Genomic DNA, 24934 nt, shown 5'->3' on the forward strand with positions numbered 1-24934 from the left:
GAATCGGTGTTCGACGAATGCCAGGATGGATCCGCACCGGGACGCGGCGGAACCATGGCCCCGCGGAGCCGTGTCGGCGAGACTGGGCGGCGCAGTGTTCAACGGTGTCCGCCGGAGGGGACGACATGAGCGAGCAATCCGAGTTGCTGGCACGGCACCGCGCCGTGCTGCCGAGCTGGCTGTCGCTGTACTACGACGAGCCGATCGAGATCGCCTCCGGGCGGGGCAGGCACGTCACCGACGGCGACGGCACGACCTACCTCGACTTCTTCGCAGGCATCCTCACCAACGCCGTCGGCTACGACATCCCGGAGATCAGCGAGGCCGTCCGGCGGCAGGTGGACACCGGGGTGCTGCACACGTCGACGCTGTACCTCATCCGCAACCAGGTGGAGCTGGCCGAGCGGATCGCCGAGCTCTCCGGGCTGCGCAACCCGAAGGTGTTCTTCACCAACTCCGGGACCGAGGCGAACGAGACGGCGCTGCTGCTGGCGACCCAGCACCGGCGCAGCAACCAGGTGCTGGCCCTGCGCAACTCCTACCACGGCCGCGCGTTCGCCACGATGGGCGTGACCGGCAACAGCGGCTGGGCGGCGAGCTCGCTGTCGCCGGTCAAGGTGCACTACGCGCACGGCGGGTACCGCTACCGCAGCGTGTTCCGCGGATACTCGGACGAGGACTACATCGCCGCGTGCACCGAGGACCTGCGCGAGGTGCTGGCGACCGAGACCGCCGGCGACGTGGCCTGCATGATCGTGGAACCGGTGCAGGGCGTCGGCGGGTTCGCGACCCCGCCCGACGGGTTGTTCGGCGCCTACGCCGACGTGCTCGCCGAGCACGGGATTCCGCTCATCTCCGACGAGGTGCAGACCGGCTGGGGGCGCACGGGGACGCACTTCTGGGGGATCCAGGCGCACGGTGTCACACCCGCGGCCATGACCTTCGCCAAGGGCCTCGGCAACGGCATGGCCATCGGCGGTGTGGTCGCCGAAGCGGAGCTGATGGACGGGCTGAGCGCCAACTCGATCTCCACCTTCGGCGGCAATCCCGTGGCCACGGCGGCGGCGAAGGCCACGGTGGACTACATCGTGGAGCACGACCTGCAGTCCCGCGCCGACAAGCTGGGCGCGCAGCTGCTCGACGGGCTGCGGGAAGCGGCCGCGGCGCACCCGGTCATCGGCGAGGTGCGCGGCAAGGGGCTCATGGCCGGGGTGGAGCTCGTCCAGCCCTCCGGGCGGCCCGCGCCCGCCGCGGCCGGTCGCGTGCTGGAGCTGGCCAAGGACCGCGGCCTGCTCGTCGGCAAGGGCGGGCTCTACGGCAACACGCTGCGCATCGCCCCGCCGATGACGGTGACCGAGGACGAGGTGCAGCAGGCGTTGCAGGTGCTGCGCGAGTCGATCGCGCAGGTGGAGCAGGAAGGGGACGCATGACCGAGCAGATCAGTCACTGGATCGGCGGGCAGGGGACCGCGGGTGCGGGTGAGCGCGGCGGCGACGTCCACGATCCGGCGACCGGGCAGGTCGCCGGGCGCGTCGCGTTCGCCGCGGAGTCCGACGTGGAAGCCGCGGTCCGGAGCGCGCAGGAGGGGCTGGAGCAGTGGCGCAGGAGCTCGCTGTCCCGGCGGGCGAACGTGCTGTTCGCCTTCCGCGAGCTCGTGCACCGGCACCGCGAGGAACTGGCGCAGCTGATCACCGCCGAGCACGGCAAGGTGCTCGAGGACGCCGCCGGCGAGGTGCAGCGCGGCCTGGAGAACGTCGAGTACGTCTGCGGCATCCCGAACCTGCTGCAGGGGCAGTTCTCCGGGAACGCCTCCACCGGGGTGGACGTGCACTCGGTGCGCCAGCCCGTCGGCGTGGTCGGCGTGATCTCCCCGTTCAACTTCCCGGCGATGGTGCCGCTGTGGTTCGCCCCGACCGCGATCGCCTGCGGCAACGCCGTCGTGCTCAAGCCGAGCGAGAAGGACCCCTCGGCGTCGGTGCTGCTGGCGCGGCTCTGGCGGGAGGCGGGGCTGCCCGACGGCGTGTTCAACGTGGTCCACGGGGACAAGGTCGCCGTCGACGCGCTGCTGGAGCACCCCGAGGTCGGGGCGATCTCGTTCGTGGGGTCGACCCCGGTCGCCCGGTACGTGTACGAAACGGCCACGGCCCGCGGCAAGCGGTGCCAGGCGCTCGGCGGGGCGAAGAACCACATGGTCGTGCTGCCCGACGCCGACCTGGAGCTCGCCGCGGACGCGGCCGTCAACGCGGGGTTCGGCTCCGCGGGGGAGCGGTGCATGGCCGTGTCCGCGGTCGTGGCCGTCGACCCGGTCGGGGACGAGCTGGCGGCCAAGATCAGCGAGCGGATGGACAAGCTGCGCGTCGGCGACGGGCGGCGCGGCTGCGACATGGGCCCGCTGGTCACCGCGGCGCACCGGGACCGGGTCGCGTCCTACGTCGACTCCGGGGTGCGCGCGGGGGCCGAGCTCGTCGTGGACGGGCGCAACTGCCGGGCCGACGGCGCCGCCGAGGGGTTCTGGCTCGGCCCGACCCTGTTCGACCACGTGCGCACCGACATGTCCGTCTACACCGACGAGATCTTCGGTCCCGTCCTGTCGATGCTGCGCGCGGGCTCCTACCGCGAAGCCCTCGACGTGCTCAACGGCAACCCGTACGGCAACGGCACGGCCGTGTTCACCGAGAACGGCGGTGCGGCACGGGAGTTCGCCGAGGAGGTCGAAGTCGGGATGGTCGGGGTGAACGTGCCGATCCCGGTTCCGGTGGCGCAGTACTCGTTCGGCGGTTGGAAGGAGTCGCTGTTCGGTGATACCCATGCCTACGGTCCGGAGGGAATCCACTTCTTCACCCGCAACAAGGTGGTCACCACGCGCTGGCCGGACCCCTCGCAGGGCGGGGTGAACCTCGGTTTCCCCCGCAACTCCTGACCCGAGCCGCAGGCCGGCGGTGCGCGGTGCGCCCGGAACGACGTGAGGTGTCGCGATGAACGACCTGTGCTACCTGAGCGCGGCGGAGGCCGCGGTGCTGTTCCGGGCGGGCAAGTTGTCCCCCGTGGAACTGCTGGACGCCCTGATCGAACGGGCGGACGAGGTCGAGCCGCAGGTCAACGCGTTCACCGAGCGCCTGTACGCGCGGGCCCGCTGGCAGGCGCGCGACGCGGAAGCCCGGTTCCGCGGAACCGGGCCCGCGCCGCGCGCGCTGGAGGGGATCCCGGTGGCGGCCAAGGAGAAGCACGCGCTGGCCGGCTACTCGCTCAGCGAAGGATCGGTGCTGTTCGCCGACGCCGTTGCCGAGGAGAACGCCCCGGTCGTCGACCGCATCGAGCAGGCGGGCGGGATCGTGCACGCGCGCACCACCACTCCCGAGTTCAGCATCGCCACCTTCACCCACGGTCCCCTGTGGGGTGTGACCCGCAACCCGTGGAACCGGGAGTACAGCCCCGGCGGATCCTCCGGCGGATCGGCCGCGGCCCTGGCCGCGGGAACGACCACGCTGGCCTCCGCTTCGGACATCGCGGGGTCCACCCGGGTGCCCGCGGCGTTCACCGGCCTGGTCGGTTACAAGGCCCCCTACGGCAGAATCCCCGGCAAACCCCCGCTGTCGGCCGACTACTACCGCGGCGACGGCCCGCTGGCGCGCACCGTGGACGACGCGATCCTGTTCGCCAACGCGCTCATCGGACCGGATCCGCGCGACCACGCCTCGCTTCCGCGGCAGGAACTGCCCCTCGAGCACCCGCCGGCCGCGGGCATGCGGGTGGCGGTGTGCGAAACCGTGGGCGACTACCCGGTCACACCGGAGGTGGCGGCGAACACCCGGGCCACCGCCGCGGCGCTGGAGCAGGCCGGCGTGCTGGTCGAGGAAGTGACGCTGCCGTGGCGGCGCGAGGAGATCACCTACGCCACCGCGGCGCACTTCTCCCGGTTCTTCGGCGCGTTCGTGGCCGAGCAGGTCTCCGGCCAGGAGGACCGGGTCGCCCCCTACACCGCGCGGTTCCTCGAATCCATGCAGCAGGCCGCCCGCAGCACCAGCGTGCCGCGGGGCCTCGCGATCGAAGCGCGGGTGCAGCGCCAGCTCGCCGAGACGCTGCAGGACTACGACGTGCTGCTGTGCCCCACGGCAGGTGTGCCCGCCTTCCCGGCCGGCGACGACCTCGCCGGCGGGTTCGAAGTGGACGGTGTGCGCTTCGCCGACCACATCGAGGCCACCATGGCCGCTCCGTTCAACATCGCCAACCGGTGCCCGGTGCTGGCGGTGCCCAGCGGGCACGCGAGCACCGGCGTGCCCACCGGGGTGCAGATCGTCGGCCGCCCCCACGCGGATGCCGCCGTGTTCCGCCTCGGCAAGGAACTCGAGCGGATCCGGCCGTGGGCCTACACCGAGAACCACCGTCCCGCCCTGTGATCCGGTGCGGTGCCGCCGCGCGGCTGCTCGGCGGCGCATGACGTGGATCTCAGGCGCCGAGTGCGCCGATTCGGAACCACGGGCGGGGAGGCGTCTCCTACCCTCTCCGGCATGCCCGTGTTCAGCCCGCAGTCGATCCTCGACGGTCGCAATCCGCAGCGCGCGCCGGTGGCGCTGATCGTCGGCCTCATCATCTCCGGTGCGTGCCTGCTGCTGGCCCTGGCGTACTACCTGCTGCGGGGCGGGCCGGTGAACGTCGCCGTGGGCACGCTGCTGGCCGTTCCGACCGCGGTCGTCTGCTGCGGGCTGCTGCTGCTCATCGACCGGTTGGAACCGGAACCGCAGCTGAACCTGTGGTTGTCCTTCGCCTGGGGCGCGGGGGTGGCCGTGCTCGGTGCGCTCGTGGTGAACACGACGGTGGGGATCCTCGCGCAGCCGGCGTTCGGGGCGTGGTCGGAGCTGTTCAGCAGTGCGCTGGTCGCGCCCGTCGTCGAGGAGAGCTTCAAGGGCGCCCTGCTGCTGTACCTGCTGTGGGTGCGGCGCCAGGAGATCGACGGGCCGACCGACGGCATCGTCTACGCCGGGATGTGCGGCCTCGGCTTCGCCCTGGTCGAGAACATCCTGTACTACATGCGCGGCCTCGCCGAATCCGGGCAGGACGTGCTGATCACCGTGCTCATGCGCGGGGTGATCTCCCCGCTGGGGCACCCGATGTACACGGCGATGATCGGGCTCGGCGTGGCCTACGCGGCCAAGAACCGCGGCGCCGGGGGCGCGTTCGCGGTGATCGGCGGCTGGGTCGGCGCCGTGTTCCTGCACGCGCTGTGGAACGGCGGGGTCACGCTGCTCGGCCTCGTCGGGATGGTGCTGGCGTACCTGTTCCTGGCGCTGGTGCTCGTGGGGCTGGTCGTCGTCGTGGTCGTCGACCGCAAGCGCACCATCGGCAAGATCGGCACCTACCTGCCGCCGTACGTGCCCAGCGGGCTCGTGCAGCCCAACGACGTGCGCATGCTCTGCAGCCTGCCGGAGCGGCGCAAGGCGCGCCGCTGGGCGCGGACGCAGGCGGGGGTCAACGGTGCCCGGGCGATGGCCGACTACCAGCTGGCCGCCACCGAGCTGGCGCTGCTGCACGACCACGCGCGCCGCCGCACGATCGACGCGCAGCCGTTCTACGCCCGGCGCGACGCGATCCTCGGGCTGATGCGCGTGGCCCGCGACGCGTTCTTCCGCCGGGTGCCGAGCGCCTCCGCCCCCTCCTGGACTCCGCGCGGGGAGCAGTCCGGATTCGTCGCGCTGCCGGCGCAGCTGCAGCGCAGCGAGATGCCGAGCTACCGGCAGGCCCCGGCGAGCCCGCCCGTGGGCCAACCTGCCGCCGCGCAGCAGCCGGTCGCGCCGGGAGGGCGGCGACCCGCCCCGCCGCAGGCGCCCGGGCACGCTCCCCGGGGGCAACCGGGCCCCCGGCCGCCGGCACCGGGGCACTCCCCGGGAGCAGGCGGCAGCGGGCCGCCACCGCAGGCGCCGGGCGGCCGGCCCCCGCAGGGACCACCCCAGCAGGGACCACCCCAGCAGGGGCCGCCTCAGCAGGGGCCGCCGTCCCCAGGTCCGCCGCAGGGCCAGCGGCCCCCGGGTCCCCCTCCGCAGGGGCCTCCGCAGGGGCCCCAGCAGGGGCCGCCGCGAGGCTGAGACCGGCGAGCCGAGTTCCGCGGAACTCGAGCGCGAGTCCCCGCGGCGTGCAGGGCTCCGCTTCCCCGAACGCCGCTCGACCGCCGAACTCGTCGGCTGGTCCCCCGGCGGTCGCCGCCCGCACGTCTCCGCGGCGCCCGTTCAGGGACGAGCGGCCGCGCGGGCCGGTGCGGTCGAGCACATGGCCGCCCAATCCGCGCGGCCCCTAACTCGCTCGGAGGATGCCGAATCGCTCCGGGTCCCCTGTGCCGGCGACCGCGCGTGCGCTACAACGGACCCATGGCGGAGAACGCGGCGACCGAGCTCGCACCGGGCGAGAGCGCAACGCGCGACCGCGGGCAGCGGGTCGGCCGCTCGGCGGGCGGGCGGCTGGTGCAACTGCGCCGCCGGGTGTCCGAGCCGGGCTTCGTGGTCACCGTCGACGCCGAGCCCGCCGGCGGTGAGACGACCGAGTTGATCACGGCGGACTGGGGTGCGGCGAACACGACCTTCGACCGGTTCATGCGCCGCTACTGACGCGCACGGGTCCGGAGTCGCCAGCTCGGGGTGGCGGGAACCGGGTGTCGCCGGCCGTGCCCGCAGCCGGCGGCGCACCGGTTCGCGCGGTGCGGGCGGAGCACGCCGAGATTTCACTCGTTCGAGTTGCACTACCCGTTTGATCAGCGCAAACGCGCCTTCGCCGCGCGCGGTGCGCTACAACAGGAACGGGAAGCCGCGCAGCTGGGACCGGCGCGTCCGCCCTGTGGCGCGGCAGCGGTGCGCCCCGACGGGAGGCCTCGGCGTGAGGCCTCGGCGTGAGGTGAGGATGGGAACGCGCGTATTCGTCGTCGACGACCACGAGGTGATCCGGCGCGGCATCGCCGCGATGATCGGCGGGACCGCTGATCTCGACCTGGTCGGCGAGGCGGCCTCCGCGGGGGAGGCGCTCGCGCGGGCGGAGCAGCTCTCCCCCGAGGTGGCCGTGCTCGACGTGCGCCTGCGCGACGGCAACGGTGTCGAGCTGTGCCGGGAACTGCGCTCGCGGATCCCCTCGCTGCGGTGCCTGATGCTGACCTCCTACGACGACCAGGAGGCGTTGATGGACGCCGTGCTGGCGGGTGCGGCCGGTTTCGTGCTCAAGGGGGTCGTCGGCACCGAACTCCTCGACGCCATCCGCAGCGTCGGCGCGGGCCGCACGCTCGTCGATCCGCGCCGGACCGAAGCGATGATGGCCATGCTGCGCCGCGAGGAGCAGCAGGCGGACCCCCTGCGGGGGTTGACGGTCCGCGAGCGCGAAGTCCTCGAGCACATCGGAGCCGGGCGCACCAACCGCGAGATCGCGCGGGAGATGCAGCTCGCCGAGAAGACGATCAAGAACTACGTCTCGCAGATGCTGTCCAAACTGGCGATGCGGCACCGCAGCGAAGCCGCCGTGCTGGCCACCGAACTGCGCCTGGAACGGGACCCCCGCGACAAGCGGTGACGAGATGAGCGAGCAGCAGCGGGCCGTGGATGCGGAAGGATCCGCGCATGCGCGCCTGCGGTCCGCCGAAGCGGCGATGCGCCGGGTGCTGGGCGGGTTGACCGATCTGCGCGACGGGAACTTCCGCCGGCGCCTCGCGATCTCCGGCGACGGGCTGCCGGCCGAGCTGGCCACCGCGTTCAACGCGCTCGCCGAGCGCAACCAGCACCTGGTCGGCGAGCTGCACCGGGTGAGCGAGGCCGCCGCGGACGGGCGGTGGCCCGTCGCCCCGGTCGGGTTCACCGCGCCCGCGGACAGCGGCTGGTCGGTCGCGGCGCAGTCGATCAACGGACTGCTGCACTCGACGCTCGCACCGCTGGAGGAGCTGCACCGGGTGCTGACGGCCATGACCCGCGGCGACTTCACCCAGCGCATGCCCCGCCGCGCCGGGGACGTCGGCTTGCCCGGCGAGTTCGGGCAGCTCGGCGCCGAGGTGAACGCGCTGCTCGACCAGCTGTCGCTGCTGTCGCGGGAGATGACGCGCGTCGCGGTGGAAACCGGGCACCACGGGCGCCTCGGCGGGCGCCTGCAGACCTCCGGGCTGGCCGGCAGCTGGCGGGAGATGGCCGAATCGGTCGACGAGCTCGTCGCGACCGTGACGCTGCAGGTCCGGGAGGCGACCGAAGTCGTGCGCACGGCCGGTACCGGCGACCTCGGACGCCGGATGACCACCGCGGCCGACGGCGAGTTCGCCGAACTGCGGCACCAGGTGAACACCACCGTGGACCGGCTGTCCTCGGTGCACGGCGAGATCGTCCGCGTCGCGCGGGAGATCTCCGTGGAGGGCCAGCTGGGCGGGCAGGTCGACATCGCCGCGGAACCCGGTGCGTGGCACGATCTCGCCGAGGCCGTCAACGGCATGTCGCGCAACCTCGCCCAGCACGTGCGCGGGCTGTCCGAGGTGGCCGACCGCGTCGCCGGCGGCGACCTCGGCGGGCGGGTTCCGGTCGACGCCCGCGGCGAGGTGCTCGTGCTGCAGAACACCGTCAACGGCATGATCGACCAGCTGGCGGCGTTCACCGACGAGATGGACCGGTTGGCCCGCGAGCTGGGCGTCCAGGGCAAGCTCGGCGGCCAGGTCAGGGTGCACGGCCTGTCGGGGGCGTGGCGCGATCTCGCCGACGACGTCAACACCATGGCCGACAACCTCACCGCCCAGCTGCGCAGCATCGGCGGGGTGGCCACGGCGGTGGGCGGAGGCGACCTGTCGAAGAAGAGCACCGTCACCGCCCGCGGCGAGGTCGGCAGCCTCGTCGAGACGATCAACGACATGGTCGACACGCTCAGCGTGTTCGCCGAGCAGGTCACGCAGGTGGCGCGCGAAGTGGGCACGGAGGGCAAGCTGGGCGGGCAGGCGCGGGTGCCGAACGTCGCCGGCACGTGGAAGGACCTCACCGACAACGTCAACATCATGGCGCGCAACCTGACCAACCAGGTGCGCAACATCTCGCAGGTCACCACCGCCGTCGCGCGCGGCGACCTCTCCCGGCGCATCGACGTGGACGCCAGCGGCGAGATCCTCGAGCTGAAGACGACGATCAACACGATGGTCGGGCAGCTGTCCGCGTTCGCCGCCGAGGTCACCCGCGTGGCGCGCGAAGTGGGCACCGAGGGCAAGCTCGGCGGGCAGGCCGAGGTGGCCGACGTGTCCGGGACGTGGCGGCGCCTGACCGAGAGCGTCAACAGCCTGGCCGGCAACCTCACCAGCCAGGTGCGGGCGATCGCCGGGGTCGCCACGGCCGTCACCAACGGGGACCTCACGCAGCGGATCACGGTGCAGGCCTCCGGCGAGGTGGCCGTGCTCAAGGACAACATCAACGCGATGATCGACAACCTGCGCGAGTCCACTCGGGTCAACCGGGAGCAGGACTGGCTCAAGAGCAACTTCGCGCGCCTGTCCGCCCTGATGAAGGGCCAGCAGGACGTGCGGACGCTGGCCCGGCTGCTGCTCGGCGAGCTCGCCTGGTTGCTGGACGCGCCCTGCGGGGTGTTCTACCTCGGCGAGACCGACCAGCACGACGGGAGCCCCTCGTGGCGGGAGATCGCCTCCCACGGCACCACCGAGGGCCGGCCCGACCGGCGGTTCCGCGCCGGCGAGTCGCTGGTGGGGCAGGCGGCGGCGGACAACCGCACCATCGTGGTCACCGGCGCGCCGGGGGAGTACCCCCGGGTGAGCTCCGGGCTCGGCGGTGCGGAGGCCACCCACCTGGTCGTCGTGCCGGTCCCGTTCGAGCAGCAGGTGCTGGGCGTGGTGGAACTGGCCGCGTTCCACCCGTTCGGGCCGCTGCAGCTGGACCTGCTCGAGCAGTTGAAGGAGACGATCGGCGTCGACGTCAACACCATCGTCGTCAACTCGCGCACCGAGTCGCTGCTGGCCGAGTCGCAGCACCTCGCCGCGGAGCTGAGCCAGCAGTCCGAGCAGTTGCAGCGGCAGCAGTCGGAGCTGCGCCGGTCGAACGCGGAGCTGGAGGAGAAGGCGGCGCTGCTGGCCAGCCGCAACGCCGACATCGAGCTGAAGAACCGGGAGATCGAGAGCGCCCGGCAGGAGCTCGAGGAGCGCGCCCGCCAGCTGTCCGAGGCCTCGGCGTACAAGTCCGAGTTCCTCGCCAACATGTCGCACGAGCTGCGCACCCCGCTCAACAGCGTGCTGCTGCTGGCGAAGCTCCTCGCGGACGACAGCGAGGGCACGCTGACCGGCGAACAGGTCGAGCTCGCCTCGACCATCCACCAGGCCGGTTCGGAACTGCTCGCGCTCATCAACGACGTCCTCGACCTGTCCAAAGTGGAGGCCGGAAGGATGCGGCTGCTCATCGAGGACGTGGCCGTGGCGGACCTGGCCCCCCACCTGGAGTCGCTGTACCGGCCGCTGGCCGAGGAGCAGGGGCTGCACTTCGACTTGCTCGTCGACGCGGACCTGCCCGGCACGATCCGCACCGACCACAGCCGGTTGGAGCAGATCCTGCGCAACCTGCTGTCCAACGCCATCAAGTTCACCGAGGAGGGGAGCGTCGAGCTGCGCATGCGCCGCGCCGAGCTCGCGGAGGTCGGCGGCACCGCGCTGACCGCGGCGGCGGAGCCGGTGGCGTTCTCGGTGCGCGACAGCGGCATCGGCATCCCGGCCGAGCAGCTGCAGCGGATCTTCGAGGCCTTCCAGCAGGTGGACGGCACCACCGCCCGCCGGCACGGCGGCACCGGGCTGGGCCTGTCCATCAGCCAGGAGCTGACCGCCCTGCTCGGCGGGGAGCTGCGGGTGCACAGCCGGCACGGCGAGGGCAGCGCCTTCACCCTCTACCTCCCCGCCGCCCCCGAAGTGGAGCCGCAGGAGCAGGGCGAAGCGCCGGTGCCGGCCGGAGCGATCCCGCAGCAGCCCGCCGGGGTCGCCGCCGGGGACGACCCCACGACGACCTGGGACGCGGTGGCCGAAGGCATCGACCCGCCCGGGCCGCAGGCCGAACCGGACGCGGCGGTGCGGACGTCCCCCGCGCAGTTCCAGGGCGAGACCGTGCTCATCGTCGACGACGACCCGCGGGGGGCCGAGGCGACGGCCGCACTGCTGCGCAGGCACGGCCTGCGGGTGCTGTGCGCGGAGTCCGCCGCCGCCGGGCTCGCCGCGCTGCAGCGCGAGCACGACGTGCGCGCGGTGCTCATGGATGTGATGCTGCCGGAGATGGACGGCAACACCGCCATCCGGCTCGTCCGGGAGATCCCCCGGTACCGGGACCTGCTGCTCGTCGCCGTGACCGCCCAGGCCCGCGAGGACGACCGGAGCACCAGCCTGCAGGCCGGTGCGGACGAGTTCGTGCCGAAGCCGGTCGACCCCGAACAGCTGGTGGAACTGCTCACCGCTCGACTGGGCGCGGGGACGCGCCCCGCCCCGCCGGAACCCGAGCTGCCGCCGGAAGACCCCGCCGCGGAGTGAACTGCCGCCGAGGGGTGAACAGCCGCAGCCACGGACCCCGGCGGCGGCAGGCAGACTGGGAACATGCCCGGAGAACGGATCGCAGTGCTGCTGGTCGGATTGTGCACCGTCGACCTGGTCCAGCGGGTCGAGGAGTACCCCCGGCTCGGGCAGAAGGCCCAGTCCACATCGGTCGAGACCGCGGCCGGCGGTCCGGCCAGCCACGCCTCGGTGGCGGTCACCGCGCTCGGCGGGCGGGCCACCCTGCTCACCGGGCTCGGGCGGCACCCGCTCGCCGCCCTCGCCCGCGATGACCTCGTCGAACAGGGGGTCGCCCTGCTCGACGCCGCCGCCGAACGAGACGAGGCCCCGGCCGTGAGCGCCGTGACCGTGCGGGACAGCGACGGCGAGCGCACGATCGTCTCGCACAACGCCGCCGGGGTGGACCTGCCCGCGCCCGCGGAGACCGAACGCACCGTCGCCGAGGCCGACGCGGTGCTCATCGACGGCCACCACCCGCAGCTCGCCCGCGAGGCCGTGCACGCCGCCGCGCGCCGCGGGGTGCCCGTGGTGGCCGACGCGGGCAGTTACAAACCGGTCTTCGACGAGCTCCTGCCGCACATCGACCTCTGCGCCTGCTCCGAGGGGTTCCGCCTGCCGGACCTGCCGGAGCAGGACGACACCGACGCGGCCCTGCTCGACCGGGGCGTGGGCGTGCTCGCCCGCACGGCCGGAGCCGGACCGGTCAGTTGGGTGCACCGCACCGAGTCGGGGCCGGAGCGCAGCGGCACCGTGGAACCGCCGTCGGTGAGCCCGCAGGACACCCTCGCCGCCGGTGACGTCTGGCACGGCGCTCTCGCCCACGGCGTGGCCGAGCTCGGCCGCGTTCCCGCCGGGGAGGAGGTGCCGCGACTGCTCGACCGGGCCAACCGCGTCGCGTCGGTCAGGGTGACCCGCGTCGGCACCAGGACCTGGGTCGAGGACGTCCGGGGCATGTGAGGCCGCGGACCGCTCGCCGGGAGCGGAGCGGTGGTCCGGGTTCCCCCGGTGGGCGCCGTGCGGTGCTGCGCGGATCCCTCGCGGGTCAACCGAACCGCATGCTCCCCGTCCGGACGAAGCGCTGGTGCCACGACAGCGCCTCGTCGAGCAGGTGCGGGGTGTGCAGCCCGTACGAGCTCCGCAGGCTGCGCTGGAGGTAGTCGCGCAGCGCCGGGCGGAAGTCGGGATGGGCGCAGCGCTCGATGATCAGCCGGGCCCGCGCGCGGGGTGACAGGCCGCGCAGGTCCGCCGCCCCCTGCTCGGTGACGAGGACGTCGACGTCGTGCTCGGTGTGGTCCACGTGCGAGACCATCGGCACGATCGCGGAAATCGCACCGCCTTTCGCCTGCGAGGGCGTGACGAACACGGACAGGGCGGCGTTGCGCGCGAAGTCCCCGGACCCGCCGATGCCGTTCTGCACGCGGCTGCCCATGAGGTGCGTCGAGTTGACGTTGCCGTAGATGTCGGCTTCGACGGCGCCGTTCATCGCCAGGCAGCCCAGCCGGCGGATCACCTCGGGGTGGTTGCTGATCTCCTGCGGTCGCAGGACGATCCGGTCCCGGTAGGCCGCGGCCTCCCGGTTGAACCGGTCCACCGCCGCGGGGCTCAGCGAGAACGCCGTGGCCGATGCGGTGCGCAACGTGCCCGATTCGAGCAGTTGCAGCATGCCGTCCTGGATCACCTCGGTGTAGGCGGCCAGGCCGGTGAACGGTCCGGAGTCCACACCGGACAGGACCGCGTTGGCGACGTTGCCGACCCCGGACTGCAGGGGCAACAGGCTGCGCGGCAGGCGTCCGGAGCGCCTCTCGCCGTCGAGGAAGTCGAGCACGTGCTCGGCGATGCGCTGGGACACCGCGTCGGGCGGGGTGAACGGGCTGTTGCGGTCCGGCGAGTGCGTGCGCACCACGGCCGCGATCTTCTCCGGCCGGCACGTCAGCGCGGGCTCGCCCACGCGATCGGACGGCGTGGCGATCGGGACGGGCCGCGACCTGCCCGCACCGGACAGGTCCAGCACGTCGTGCATCCCGCGCAGGTGCTCGCTCTGCCACGAGTTCACCTCCAGGATCACCTTCTCGGCCAGGGCCAGCCACGCGGCGTTGTTGCCGACCGAGGAGGAGGGGATCAGCCGGCCGTCCTCGGTGATCCCGGAAACCTCGATGATCGCGGTGTCGAGGTGGCCGAACGAGCCGCGCCGGGCGTTGTCGGCCACGTGGGAGAGGTGCACGTCGGCGTAGTCGACGCGGCCGGTGTTGATCCGCTCCCGCGTGACCGGATCCGACTGGTACGGCATGCGCAGGTCGACGCCGTCCACTTCGCTCAGCGCCCCGTCGAGCTCGGGCGCGGTGGAGGCACCCGTCCACAGCGAGATCCGCATCTCGCGGCCCTGCTCGTGCTCGGCGGAGATCCGCTTGGCCAGCGCCTGCGGCACTTCCTTCGGATAGCCCGCGCCGGTGAACCCGCTCATGCCGACGATCGATCCCGGTTCGATCAACTGCGCGGCCTCGTCGGCCTCCACGACCGCTGCCGCGAACGCCCTGTTCCGGATCCGTTCCTCCATCGAAACCTCCCGCGTGCCCGCACCGCGCTCGGGCGCGTGCGGTCCCCGTCGTCTTCCGCCGCATCTCACCGCGTGTGACCTGGATCGCGGTGTGCGCAGCACCGTAGGAGCGCGCTGTGCGCGGTTGAACTGTGACGCGCAGCACCTCGCGCCCCGTCGCCGGTGCCGGAGCGGGCGCGGAGGTCCGCGCACCTGTCGGTGTTCGAGTCCATGACCTGCGGAAACGACGCGGTAGAGGGGAGGGCGGTCCGATCCGGGAAGAGCTCCTGCCGGCGGCCGCTCCCGCATTCGGCCCGTTCGCGCAGCGACAGCAGCGGTCGCGGCACGAACGCGGCGCGGATTTCTCCGCCGGCAGCGCGGCCACCGCGCGGCGCGGCGACGCACCAGGTCAGGCGGGCAGCGCGCCGAACCCGCTCCGGAACGCGGCCCCGAATTCCGCCCGGAAGCCCGGCAGCGCGGTCTTGAATCCGAGGTGGAACCGCCTAATGTCGAGCTCGGCACCGGAAAGCGGTGGAGAAAGAACGACCCACGCGGGATGCGCGCATTCCTCCTCGCGGTGCCCGAGCAGAAATAGGAAACGGAGCATGACGAAAAACGTCCTGAACCAGCGCAACGGCGAAACGATGACCGGAGCCGCGGAGTCGCTGGCCATGGAGTCCCAGGATTTCGGCGCGAATCCGCTGGAGGTCCGCGAGACCGGGCACTACGCCCGGGAATACGTCGGCGGTCTGGTCGACAAGTGGGACGACCTGATCGATTGGAGCGGTCGGGCGCACGGCGAAGGCCGGTTCTTCATCGAGCAGCTCCGCTCCCGCGGAGCGCGGAGGGTGCTGGACGCGGCCACCGGCACCGGGTTCCACTCGGTGCGCCTGCTCGACGCGGGATTCGACGCGGTCAGCGCGGACGGCAGTCCCCAGATGCTGGCCAAGGCGTTCCGCAACGGCATGGAGCACGGCGGTCAGGTGCTGCGGACGGTCAACGCCGACTGGCGCTGGCTCAGCCGCGAGGTGGACGGCCCGTTCGACGCGGTGCTCTGCCTCGGCAACTCGTTCACGCACCTGTTCGACGAGCACGATCGCCGCAAGGCGCTCGCCGAGTTCTACTCCGTGCTGGCCCACGACGGAGTGCTCATCCTCGACCAGCGCAACTACGACGCCGTCCTCGACGGCGACGGCACGAGCGAGCACACCTACTACTACTGCGGTGAGCAGGTCTCGGCCGTGCCCGAGCACGTCGACGAGGGGCTGGCGCGCTACCGCTACGGGTTCCCCGACGGCAGCGAGTACCACCTGAACATGTACCCGCTGCGCAAGGACTACACGCGCGGCCTGCTGCGCGACGTCGGTTTCCAGCGGATCGACACCTACGGCGATTTCCAGGAGTCCTACGCGGATTCGGAACCGGACTTCTTCATCCACGTGGCGGAGAAGGCCTACCGCGAGGAACTCGCGGGCCACTGAGGCCGGCGGGCCCGCCACAGGGGAGCGGTGCCCGGCGGGATCACTGCGCGTGGTCCGCCGGGCGCCGCGGCCGCATCCGCAGGTCCGCCTCGATGCGCGCCGCCGTGGCGGCCAGCAGCGGGACGACGTCGCGGCGCACGTCCTCCACCGAGGCGCTGTTCGCGTCGAGGGAGACGTTCGCCGCCGCGCAGACGCTCCCGTCCGCATCGCGCACCGGCACGGCGACCCCGCGCAGCCCGTCCTCGAGTTCGCTGTCGGCGATGACGTGGCCCTGCTTGCGGATCCGGGCGAGCTCGGCGAACAGCTCCTCCCACGTGGTCACCGTGCGGGAGGCGAACCGGCTGAACTCCTTGCCCTGCAGCCGCGCCGCCAGGCGTTCCGGCGGGATCGCCGAGAGCAGCACCTTGCCCATCGACGTGGCGTGCGCGGGGAACCGGGTGCCCACCGGGATCGTCACCGACAGCAGTTTCGGGCCGGGCACCTGGGCGACGTAGCAGATCTCCTCGCCCTCCAGCACGGCCAGCGCGGACATCTCCCGCACCTGCTCGGTCAGGCGGCGCAGGTGGGGCTCGGCGATCTGCGGCAGCGAACGGCTCGACAGGTAGGCGTGGCCGAACTCGAGCACCTGCGAGGTCAGCGCGAAGTGCCGCCCGTCGTGGCGCACGTAGCCGAGGTCGGCCAGGGTCAGCAGGATGCGCCGGGCACCCGCCCGGTCCAGCCCGCTGGCCCGGGAGACCTCGGTCAGCGTCATCTCCTGCCGCTCCGGGGTGAAGGCGCGGAGCACCGACAGCGCCCGGTCCACCGAGCGCACGAAGTGCTCCCCCCGCTGCTGTGCCATCGTGCCTCCTCGGCCCAGACTACTCGGAGCGCCGTGCGCGCGGGCGGTTCGGAACACCGCGGCCCGCGTTCGCCCCCGACCGCGGCCGGGGCTCACGCGGCGAAGAGCCGGGCGATCTGCTCGGTGCCGATGTTGCCCCCGGAGACGACCACGCCGACGCGGTGCGGCAGCTCCAACCGTCCACTGAGCACGGCAGCCAGCGGGACGGCCCCGCTGGGTTCGACGGCGAGCTTGAGGCGTTCGAACGCGAACCGCACCGCCGAGCGGATCTCGTCCTCGCCGACCACGACGACCTCGTCCACGAGGGCGCGGTTGACGGCGAAGGTGCGGGCACCGGGGGTGGGCGCGGCGAGGCCGTCCGCGAGGGTCTCCGGCCGCGGGATCGCCACCCGCTCCCCGGCGGCGAACGACCTGCGGGTGTCGTCGGCGGTGTCCGGCTCCACCCCGATCAGGCGGATGTCCGGTCGCGCGTGGCGGAGGAACGTGGCGCAACCGGCGAGCAGACCGCCGCCGCCCACCGGTACGAGCACCGCCCCCAGGTCCTCGCCGGACTGCTCCCACAGCTCGAGCGCGGTCGTGCCCTGCCCGGCCATGATGTGCGGGTGGTCGAACGGCGGCACGAGCGTGAGCCCCCGTTCGGCCGCCAAGCGGCGCCCCAGCTCGTCGCGGTCCTCGGTGCGCTGGTCGTAGGCGACGACTTCGGCCCCGTAGAGCTCGGTGGCCGCGCGTTTCACCGCGGGCGCGTCGGTGGGCATGACGATGACCGCGCGGGCGCCGAGCAGCTGCGCGGCCAGCGCGACGGCCTGCGCGTGGTTGCCGGAGGAGTAGGCCACGACACCGCGGGCGCGTTCCTCCGGGGACAGCCGGGCGATCGCGTTGTAGGCGCCGCGGAACTTGAACGCCCCCGCGCGCTGCAGGTTCTCGCACTTGAGCAGCACCTCGGCGCCGGCGCGGGCGTCGAGCGTGCGGGAGGTGACCACCGGTGTGCGGTGCGCCACGGGGGAGAGCAGGCGCGCGGCGTCGCACACGTCGGAGGGGGCGAGTTCCGCGGTCATCGGGTTCCTTTCGTCGGTGCGACCGCGGTTGATCGTACTGCCACCGCTGCGGGTGGCGGTACGGGCGACGAGCGGCGCGGGTGACGAGCTGGCACCGGTCCCGCGGACGTATGGTCGAGCGGGGAATTCCGTTGCGAGACGCAACCGACGGGAAGAGGAGCACTGAATGACGGAACGCACGGGTGTGGAGATCCGGCTGGCGTCGCGGCCCCGGGGGTGGCCCACCTCGGAGAACTTCGACGTCACCGAGGTCACCGTCGGCGAGCCCGCCGCGGGCCAGGTCCTGGTGCGCAACCTGGTGATGAGCGTGGACCCGTACATGCGCGGGCGCATGAACGAGGGCCGGTCCTACGTGGCCCCGTTCGAAGTCGGTGCACCGCTCGACGGCGGCGCCGTCGGCCAGGTGGTCAGCTCGGCCTCCGAGGAGCTGGAGGCCGGGGACGTCGTGCTGCACGACCGCGGGTGGCGCGACTACGCGGTGCTCGACGCGGGCCGGGTGAAGAAGGTCGACCCCGACCGCGCACCGCTGAACGCCTACCTGTACGTGCTCGGCATGCCGGGCATGACCGCCTACGTCGGGCTGTCCGAGATCGCGCAGCAGCAGCCGGGCGACGTCGTGTTCATCTCGGGGGCGGCCGGTGCGGTCGGTTCGCTGGCCGGGCAGCTGGCGAAGCTCAGCGGTGCCTCCCGCGTCATCGGCAGCGCCGGCTCGGCGGAGAAGGTGCGCTTCCTCACCGAGGAGGTCGGCTTCGACGCCGCGTTCAACTACAAGGACGGTCCGGTGCGCGACCAGTTGAAGCAGGCGGCGCCGGAGGGCATCGACGTCTACTTCGACAACGTCGGCGGGGAGCACCTCGAGGCGGCCATCGGCGCGATGAACGACTTCGGCCGCATCGCCTGCTGCGGGATGATCTCGCAGTACAACGCCGCCGAACCCGAACCGGGTCCGCGGAACATGTTCATGATGGTGAGCAAGCGGCTGCGGATGCGCGGTTTCATCGTCGGCGACCACCCCGAGCTCACCGAGCAGTTCGCCCGCGACGTCGGCGGCTGGCTGAGCGAGGGCAAGATCCACTACCAGGAGACCGTGGTGGAGGGCCTGCGCAACGCCCCGGAGGCGTTCCTGGACATGATGCGCGGCCAGAACACGGGCAAGATGCTCGTGAAGATCGCCGACCCCGCGTGAGCGGGGGAACAGCTCCGCTGCGCAGCTGTTCCGCGGAGGCGGGGGCGCCGCGCCCCCGCCCCGTCCCACCGGATCAAGGTTTGCGCCCGACGGCCCCGAGCGTGGGAACGTCGTTCTCGAGCGGTTCCGGTGCGAGGTCGGGGCGCCAGTGGACCGAGCCGACGATCCCCGGGTCCACCACGTCCACGCGGTCGAAGTACGCGGTGAACTCCTCCGGACTGCGCAGGTGGTACGGCACGGTGTCGCTGCTGTTGTACAGCTCCGCGGCCCGCGCGTTGACCGGATCGGTGTCCACGTTGTCCGTGATCGCGAGGTAGCTGCCGGGCGGCAGCGCGTCGACGAGATCGGTGACCACGCGGCGCGCGCGCTCGGCCGTGGGCACGTGGCCGAGCACGCTCAGCAGCATCAGCGCCACCGGCCGGTCGAGGTCCACCGTCCCGGCCGCCTGCCGCAGGATCGCCTCCGGGTCGTAGAGGTCCGCGTCGATGTAGGAGGTCGCGCCCTCGTCGGTGCCCGTGAGCAGCGCTCGGGCGTGGGCGAGCACGAGCGGGTCGTTGTCGACGTAGACGACGCGGCAGCTCGGGTCCAGCCGCTGCGCGATCTCGTGGGTGTTCTCCGCGGTGGGCAGGCCCGTGCCGACGTCGAGGAACTGGCGCACGCCCGCCTCGCGGACGAGGTGGTGCACCGCGCGGGCGAGGAAGCTGCGGCTGGCCCTGGCGATGTCGACGATCTGCGGGTCGGCGTTGATGATGCCGTCGCCCAGGGTGCGGTCGACGGCGTAGTGGTCCTTGCCGCCGAGCCAGTAGTTCCACACCCGGGCCGAGTGGGCGACGGTGTCGTCGATGCCGGTGCCCGCGTGCGCGCGGGAGGGCTGCTCCGAGGACGGCTCCGTGGTCATGCTCCACCCCGTTCGCGTTCGTGATCTCCGTGGGAGCGCAGTTTCGCACGCACCGCGGGCCGCTGTCGCCGGTTCCGGCCACGAGCGCGCGCCCACCGGCTACAACCTCAGGTCGCGCGGGGTGTGCTGCACGCTGATCCAGTGGTCGGCGGTGAACTCCTCGATCGCCCACCCGCCGCCGAACCGGCCGCGACCGGAGGCCTCCTCCCCGCCGAAGGCGGTGTTCGGCTCGTCGTTGACGGTCGTGTCGTTGACGTGCGTCATCCCCGCGCGCACCTGCCGGGCGAACCGCACGCCGCGCTCGGCGTCGCCGGTGAACACCGCGCTGGACAGCCCGTGCTCGGTGTCGTTGGCCAGCCGCAGCGCGTGCTGCTCGTCCTCGGCGGGGACGATCGTGGCCACCGGCCCGAACACCTCCTCGGCCGCGGTGGCGACGTCGTTGCCGCCGGTGAGCACGTGCGGCGGCAGCACCAGCCCGCTCGGCCCCGTCGCGTCGCCGGAGACCACGACGGTCGCCCCGTCGTCGGTGGCGCGGGAGACCGCGCCGAGCACCGCGCGCAGCTGGTCGGCGTTGATCACCGGACCCACCGCGGTGTCCGGATCGGCCGGGTCGCCGCAGCGCAGCTCGCGGGCGCGCGCGGCGACGCGCTCCACGAGGTCGTCGTGCACGCGGCGTTCGGCGATGATGCGGTTGGTCGCCATGCACACCTGGCCCTGGTGGAACCACGAGCCGAACACGGCCGCTTCCACGGCCCGGGGGATATCGGCGTCGTCGAGCACGACGAGCGGGCCGTTGCCGCCGAGTTCCAGGCTCAGCCGCTTCAGCGGGGCCTTCGCGGCGATGCCGCGGCCCACCGCCGTGGAGCCGGTGAACGACAGGACCGCCGCGCGCGGGTCGGTGGCCAGCGGGTCGCCGACCTCGCCGCCGCGTCCGACGACGACGTTGAGCAGGCCGGGCGGCAGGCCGGCCTCCTCGAAGATCCGCGCCAGCAGCAACCCGCCCGTGACGGGCGTGTCGGTGGCGGGTTTGAGCACGATCGCGTTGCCCGCGGCCAGCGCGGGGGCGACCGAGCGGTTGGACAGCTGCAGCGGGAAGTTCCACGGGCTGATGACCGCGACGGTGCCGACCGGTTCGCGGTAGACGCGGTTCTCCTTGCCCGCGACGAGCGCCGAGGGCAGGATGCTGCCGGTCACGTGGGTGGTCTGACCGGCGCTTTCCAGCATGACCGCGCGCACCGCCAGCCACTCCCACTCCGCGCGGCGGCGCACGGCGCCGGCTTCGCGCACGAGCCAGTCGAGGATCTCCGCGCGGCGGCGCTGCAGGATCTCCGCGGCGCGCAGGAACACCTCGGACCGCTCCACGCCGGGTGCGGCCGCCCACGCGGGTTGGGCCCGTTCCGCGGCGCGGAACGCCGCGTCCACATCGGACGCATCGGCCTGCCCGGTCCGCACGAGGGTTTCGCCGCTGTAGGGGTCGTTGTCGGCGGCGGTCCGACCGGTCGAGCCCGCGGTCCGTTCGCCGCCGATCGGCATCCGGTCGAATCCGGTGTAGGGCTGCTCCTGCGTCACGGCCACCTCCGGGGTGCGGTTGTGCGGTTCCGCCGAGCGGATACCCGCTGCACCGCCGCGGAACGCCTCGCACCACCCGGTCCGGGGCCACCGGTCGGCCGCAGCGGAGTCCGCGAGCGGGCGGAGCGCTCGGTGCGGGCCGCGCCGGGCCGCCCCTCGGCCGGTGGCAGCTGCGGGCGGGGGTGGTGTCCGAACTGCCTCTCGGGTACATTAGTTAAGTGGTGAACCACCTAACCAAGGTGGTGAGGGGACACAGGGAGGTGACCGTGCTCAACGAGGGAGTTCCCCTCTTCGCGCAGATCGCCGAGCAGCTCTCGGACGAGATCGCGGAGGGGAGCTTGGCGGAGGGCGATCGCGTTCCCTCGTCGAACGAGCTCGCGGCCTTTCACCGGATCAACCCGGCGACCGCGGCAAAGGGAATCAACATGCTGATCAGTCAGGGACTTCTGGAGAAGCGGCGCGGCGTGGGGATGTTCGTGGCCGAGGGGGCCCGCGAGCAGCTGCTCGCCGAGCGGCGCACGCGATTCGCCCAGCAGTACGTCGAACCGATGCTGGCCGAAGCGCAGCGGTTGGGCATCGACCACGGCACGTTGCTGTCGCTGATCGAGACGACGAGCAGGACTGCGGAGGACCACGGCAATGGAACCGGCGATTTCAACACGGGCGCTGACGCGCAGCTACCGCGGGACCACGGCGGTTGAGGACGTCGACCTCGAGGTCCGGAGCGGGACGATCACCGGACTGCTCGGGCGCAACGGGGCGGGCAAGACCACGCTCATGCGGTTGATCACCGCGCACGAGTTCGCCAGCTCCGGCAGCCTCCGCGTCTTCGGCGAGGATCCCATGGAGAACGAGGGGGTCCTGCGGCGGATGGTCTTCGTCCGCGAGGACCAGGTGTTCCCGGAAATCCGGGTGCGGCACGCCGTGCGCGCGGCCTCCTGGTTCCACCCGAACTGGAGCGAGGAGCTCGCGGCCCGGCTGATCGAGGACTTCGACCTCCCGGTGAACCGGCAGGTCAAGAAGCTCTCCCGCGGTATGCGCTCGGCGCTGTCCATCGTGGTGGGACTCGCCTCGCGGGCGGAGCTCACCATCTTCGACGAGCCCTACGCCGGGCTCGACGCCGCCGCGCGGCAGCTGTTCTACGACCGGATGCTCGCCGACTACGCCGAGCGTCCGCGCACCGTGCTGCTGTCCACCCACCTCGTCGACGAGGCCGCGGACCTGCTGGAGGACGTCGTCATGCTCGACCGCGGCAGGCTGGCGGTCAGCGCTCCGAGCGACGAGGTGCGCGGCAGCGCGGTCACCGTCACCGGTGCCGGCGGCGCGGTGGAGGAGTTCGTCACCGGCAGCCGCGTGCTGCACCGCAAGAGCCTCGGCTCCCGGTCGGTGGTGACCATCGCCGAACCGTTCGACTCGTTGGACCAGACCCGCGCCGCGCGGCTGGGGCTGCGGCTGGAACCGCTGTCGCTGCAGCAGTTGCTCGTCCAGACCTCCGGCGCCGAACAGGGGGAGTCATGAGCACGCTCGTCAACGTCGGTCGGTACCTCCTCATCGACCGGTTCCAGTACGCGGTCCTGCCGCCCGCCGTCCTCGCGCTGTCGTTCGCGATCAACGCCGTCGTCTCCGGGGTGGTGGCCAGCGGTGAGCAGCACTTCACGGGCGGGATCATCGCGCTGTACGTGTTCCTGGCGGTGCAGGGCAGCGTGGGCATGTCGCAGGCGCTGCCGTTCGCGTTCTCCCTGGGGGTCAGCCGGCGCAGCTACTACCTGGGCGCGCTCGGCCTCGGCGTCCTCGTCGCCGCGGTGTACGCGCTCGGCGTGGCGGCGCTGCAGGTCGTCGAGGCGGCCACCGGCGGGTGGGGGCTGCAGATGCACTTCTTCCGGGTGCCCTGGGTGCTCGACGGGCCGTGGCCGCTGACGTGGCTGACCGCGTTCGCGTTCATGGTGCTGCTGTTCGCCTACGGGATGTGGTGGGGACTGACCTACCGGCGCTGGCGCGTGCTCGGCGCCGTGTGCTACCTCGCCGCGCAGCTGGTCCTCGCCGCGGGATTCGTCGTCGTGGTGACCTGGGTCGGGGCGTGGTCCGCGATCGGGGAGTTCCTCGCGGCGCTGAGTCCGCTCGGCCTCGCCGGGATCGCGGCGCTGCTCGCCGCGGTGTTCGGCGCGGGCGGATTCGCCACGATCCGCCGCCTCGCGGTGTGAGGCGGGGCGGTCCGCGTCCGCGGGGCGCGGGCCGCCCCGCCGCTCGTTTCGGTTCGTCCCGAACGCCCTGTCCCGCGATGTGGTCACCCCGGCGGGGTTTCGCGGTGTCCGCGCAGCGCAACGGCCTTTCGCGTGGTTCCCGCTCGGTCCGCAACGCGAGCTGAACCACATGGTGGGAGCCCCGTCCCGTTGAGTGGGTAGTCGGCACGTACTCTGTCTCCTCGTTCGAACGAGTGAGGAGAAGGGTGGGTGCCATGACTGCCGGCCGCACCGAGGCCCCGCCGGCGGGGGTCCGAGCAGCGGGGGCGGAACGGCGCAACTCGACGCGCCAAGTGGTCGTCGCCAGTCTCGTCGGCACCTCGATCGAGTTCTACGACTTCTACGTCTACGCCACCGCCGCGGTGCTCGTGTTCCCGCACCTGTTCTTCCCCGCCGGGGACGACACGGCAGCGACGCTGCAGTCGCTGGCGACGTTCGCCATCGCCTTCGTCGCCCGCCCCGTCGGATCCGCCCTGTTCGGCCACTTCGGCGACCGCATCGGGCGCAAGGCCACCCTCGTCGCCTCGCTGCTGACGATGGGCATCTCCACGGTGCTCATCGGGGTGCTGCCCACCTACCAGAGCATCGGCGTGCTCGCACCGCTGCTGCTGGCGCTGTGCCGCTTCGGCCAGGGCCTCGGCCTCGGCGGGGAGTGGGGCGGTGCCGCGCTGCTGGCCACGGAGAACGCGCCGCCCGGCCGCCGCGCCCTGTTCGGCACCTTCCCCCAGTACGGCGCGCCGATCGGGTTCTTCGTCGCCAACGGCCTGTTCCTGCTGCTGTCCGGAACCATGGGCGACGCGGCGTTCCTCTCCTGGGGCTGGCGCATCCCGTTCCTCGTCTCCGCGGCGCTGGTGCTCGTCGGCCTGTGGGTGCGCCTGAGCCTGCACGAGACCCCGGCGTTCACCAGGGTCGTGGCCAGCGACCAGCGCGCCCGGGTGCCCTTCACGCGGGTGTTCCGCACCGACGCCAAGGCGGTCCTGCTCGGCACGTTCGTCATGCTGGCCACCTACGTGCTGTTCTACCTGATGACCGTGTTCTCGCTGTCGTACGGGACCAGTGCCGGTGGCCTCGGCTACGAGCGCTCCGAGTTCCTGGTGCTGCTGCTCATCGGCGTCGTCTTCTTCGGGCTGACCATCCCCGTCGCGGGCTGGTGCGCCGACCGGTTCGGACGCCGGCCCGCGCTCATCGCCACCACCTCGGCGATCATCGCCTTCGGCCTGCTGCTCGGCCCCTGGTTCGGGCGGGGCGGCGTGCTGCCGACGGTGTCGTTCCTCGTGGTCGGGCTGGCGCTGATGGGGATGACCTTCGGTCCGATGGGGGCGGTGCTGCCGGAGCTGTTCCCCGCAGCGGTGCGCTACACCGGAGCCTCGGTCTCCTACAACCTCGCCAGCCTCCTCGGCGCCTCCGTCGCGCCGTACGCGGCGACCTGGCTCGCCGACGAGCACGGGCTCGGCTGGGTCGGCGTCTACCTCGCCGCGATGGGCGCGCTCACCCTCCTGGCCCTGATCGCCACCCGGGAGACCCGCCAGACCGACATCGACCGCTGAGCGCGCGGGCACCGGCGGATCCCTCCGCCGGCGCCCGGCGCGGCTGGCGCCCGCACCCGACCGGGA

General features: G+C 72.6%; 19 protein-coding genes and 1 pseudogene. 14 read left to right on the forward strand and 6 right to left on the reverse strand.

What is annotated here, in order from left to right; genetic code table 11:
• The first annotated feature begins 125 nt into the window (after positions 1–125).
• The 8 genes from ACVGV0_RS08505 to ACVGV0_RS08540 all read left to right on the forward strand — a co-directional run bounded on the left by ACVGV0_RS08505 (position 126) and on the right by ACVGV0_RS08540 (position 12478).
• Complete coding sequence (locus ACVGV0_RS08505; RefSeq protein ID WP_459159321.1) at positions 126–1430, forward strand: aspartate aminotransferase family protein; 1305 nt, start codon at positions 126–128, stop codon at positions 1428–1430.
• Complete coding sequence (locus ACVGV0_RS08510) at positions 1427–2920, forward strand: CoA-acylating methylmalonate-semialdehyde dehydrogenase (protein ID WP_459159322.1); 1494 nt, start codon at positions 1427–1429, stop codon at positions 2918–2920. The genes ACVGV0_RS08505 and ACVGV0_RS08510 overlap by 4 nt, the downstream gene beginning before the upstream one ends.
• 55 nt (positions 2921–2975) lie before the next feature.
• Positions 2976–4397, forward strand: a complete 1422-nt coding sequence (locus ACVGV0_RS08515; protein ID WP_459159323.1) for an amidase — start codon at positions 2976–2978, stop codon at positions 4395–4397.
• A 111-nt stretch (positions 4398–4508) separates the two neighbouring features.
• Entirely contained in the window at positions 4509–6080 is a 1572-nt protein-coding gene (locus ACVGV0_RS08520) for a PrsW family intramembrane metalloprotease (protein ID WP_459159324.1), read from the forward strand.
• 279 nt (positions 6081–6359) lie between these two features.
• On the forward strand, positions 6360–6596 hold the full coding sequence (locus ACVGV0_RS08525) for a hypothetical protein (protein WP_459159325.1): 237 nt from the start codon (positions 6360–6362) through the stop codon (positions 6594–6596).
• A 289-nt stretch (positions 6597–6885) separates the two neighbouring features.
• Positions 6886–7542, forward strand: coding sequence for a response regulator (locus ACVGV0_RS08530; RefSeq protein WP_459159326.1), 657 nt, complete (start codon positions 6886–6888; stop codon positions 7540–7542).
• A 4-nt stretch (positions 7543–7546) separates the two neighbouring features.
• Positions 7547–11500, forward strand: coding sequence for a HAMP domain-containing protein (locus tag ACVGV0_RS08535; protein ID WP_459159327.1), 3954 nt, complete (start codon positions 7547–7549; stop codon positions 11498–11500).
• 63 nt (positions 11501–11563) lie between these two features.
• The gene (locus tag ACVGV0_RS08540; RefSeq protein ID WP_459159328.1) at positions 11564–12478 is read left to right on the forward strand and encodes a PfkB family carbohydrate kinase; all 915 of its coding nucleotides are present in this window, start codon (positions 11564–11566) and stop codon (positions 12476–12478) included.
• Positions 12479–12563: 85 nt separating this feature from the next.
• On the opposite strand, the gene ACVGV0_RS08545 is transcribed toward ACVGV0_RS08540, so the two are convergent.
• Entirely contained in the window at positions 12564–14075 is a 1512-nt protein-coding gene (locus ACVGV0_RS08545; RefSeq protein WP_459159329.1) for an acetyl-CoA hydrolase/transferase family protein, read from the reverse strand.
• 388 nt (positions 14076–14463) lie between these two features.
• Positions 14464–14661, reverse strand: a complete 198-nt coding sequence (locus ACVGV0_RS08550; RefSeq protein ID WP_459159330.1) for a hypothetical protein — start codon at positions 14659–14661, stop codon at positions 14464–14466.
• Between ACVGV0_RS08550 and ACVGV0_RS08555 the strand changes: the two genes are divergently transcribed.
• Positions 14660–15535: a glycine/sarcosine N-methyltransferase gene (locus tag ACVGV0_RS08555; protein WP_459159331.1), complete on the forward strand. Its 876-nt coding sequence runs from the start codon at positions 14660–14662 to the stop codon at positions 15533–15535. The genes ACVGV0_RS08550 and ACVGV0_RS08555 overlap by 2 nt on opposite strands.
• Before the next feature lie 40 nt (positions 15536–15575).
• On the opposite strand, the gene ACVGV0_RS08560 is transcribed toward ACVGV0_RS08555, so the two are convergent.
• A complete protein-coding gene (locus ACVGV0_RS08560; RefSeq protein ID WP_459159332.1) occupies positions 15576–16373 on the reverse strand; it encodes an IclR family transcriptional regulator domain-containing protein in 798 nt (265 codons plus the stop codon).
• 92 nt (positions 16374–16465) lie between these two features.
• Complete coding sequence (locus ACVGV0_RS08565) at positions 16466–17428, reverse strand: pyridoxal-phosphate dependent enzyme (RefSeq protein ID WP_459159333.1); 963 nt, start codon at positions 17426–17428, stop codon at positions 16466–16468.
• Between the two features lie 166 nt (positions 17429–17594).
• Here ACVGV0_RS08565 and ACVGV0_RS08570 point away from each other — a divergent pair, with 166 nt between their 5' ends.
• Positions 17595–18614 (forward strand): NADP-dependent oxidoreductase, encoded by a 1020-nt coding sequence (locus tag ACVGV0_RS08570; protein WP_459159334.1) that lies wholly within the window; start codon positions 17595–17597, stop codon positions 18612–18614.
• A gap of 73 nt (positions 18615–18687) precedes the next feature.
• Here the strand turns inward: ACVGV0_RS08570 and ACVGV0_RS08575 are convergent, their stop codons facing one another.
• Positions 18688–19512 carry an SAM-dependent methyltransferase gene (locus ACVGV0_RS08575; RefSeq protein ID WP_459159335.1) on the reverse strand — a complete coding sequence of 275 codons (825 nt, stop codon included), beginning with the start codon at positions 19510–19512 and terminating at the stop codon, positions 18688–18690.
• Between the two features lie 99 nt (positions 19513–19611).
• On the reverse strand, positions 19612–21081 hold the full coding sequence (locus ACVGV0_RS08580) for an aldehyde dehydrogenase family protein (protein ID WP_459159336.1): 1470 nt from the start codon (positions 21079–21081) through the stop codon (positions 19612–19614).
• A gap of 266 nt (positions 21082–21347) precedes the next feature.
• Here ACVGV0_RS08580 and ACVGV0_RS08585 point away from each other — a divergent pair.
• The 4 genes and pseudogenes from ACVGV0_RS08585 to ACVGV0_RS08600 form a co-directional block, all read left to right on the forward strand.
• Positions 21348–21689 (forward strand): annotated as a pseudogene (locus ACVGV0_RS08585) (GntR family transcriptional regulator); the annotation flags it as partial.
• Between the two features lie 31 nt (positions 21690–21720).
• Complete coding sequence (locus ACVGV0_RS08590) at positions 21721–22599, forward strand: ABC transporter ATP-binding protein (protein WP_459159337.1); 879 nt, start codon at positions 21721–21723, stop codon at positions 22597–22599.
• Entirely contained in the window at positions 22596–23282 is a 687-nt protein-coding gene (locus tag ACVGV0_RS08595; RefSeq protein WP_459159338.1) for an ABC transporter permease, read from the forward strand. The genes ACVGV0_RS08590 and ACVGV0_RS08595 overlap by 4 nt, the downstream gene beginning before the upstream one ends.
• A gap of 254 nt (positions 23283–23536) precedes the next feature.
• Positions 23537–24868, forward strand: coding sequence for an MFS transporter (locus ACVGV0_RS08600; RefSeq protein WP_459159339.1), 1332 nt, complete (start codon positions 23537–23539; stop codon positions 24866–24868).
• Positions 24869–24934 lie beyond the last annotated feature (66 nt).

The organism is Salinifilum ghardaiensis, from assembly GCF_054491345.1.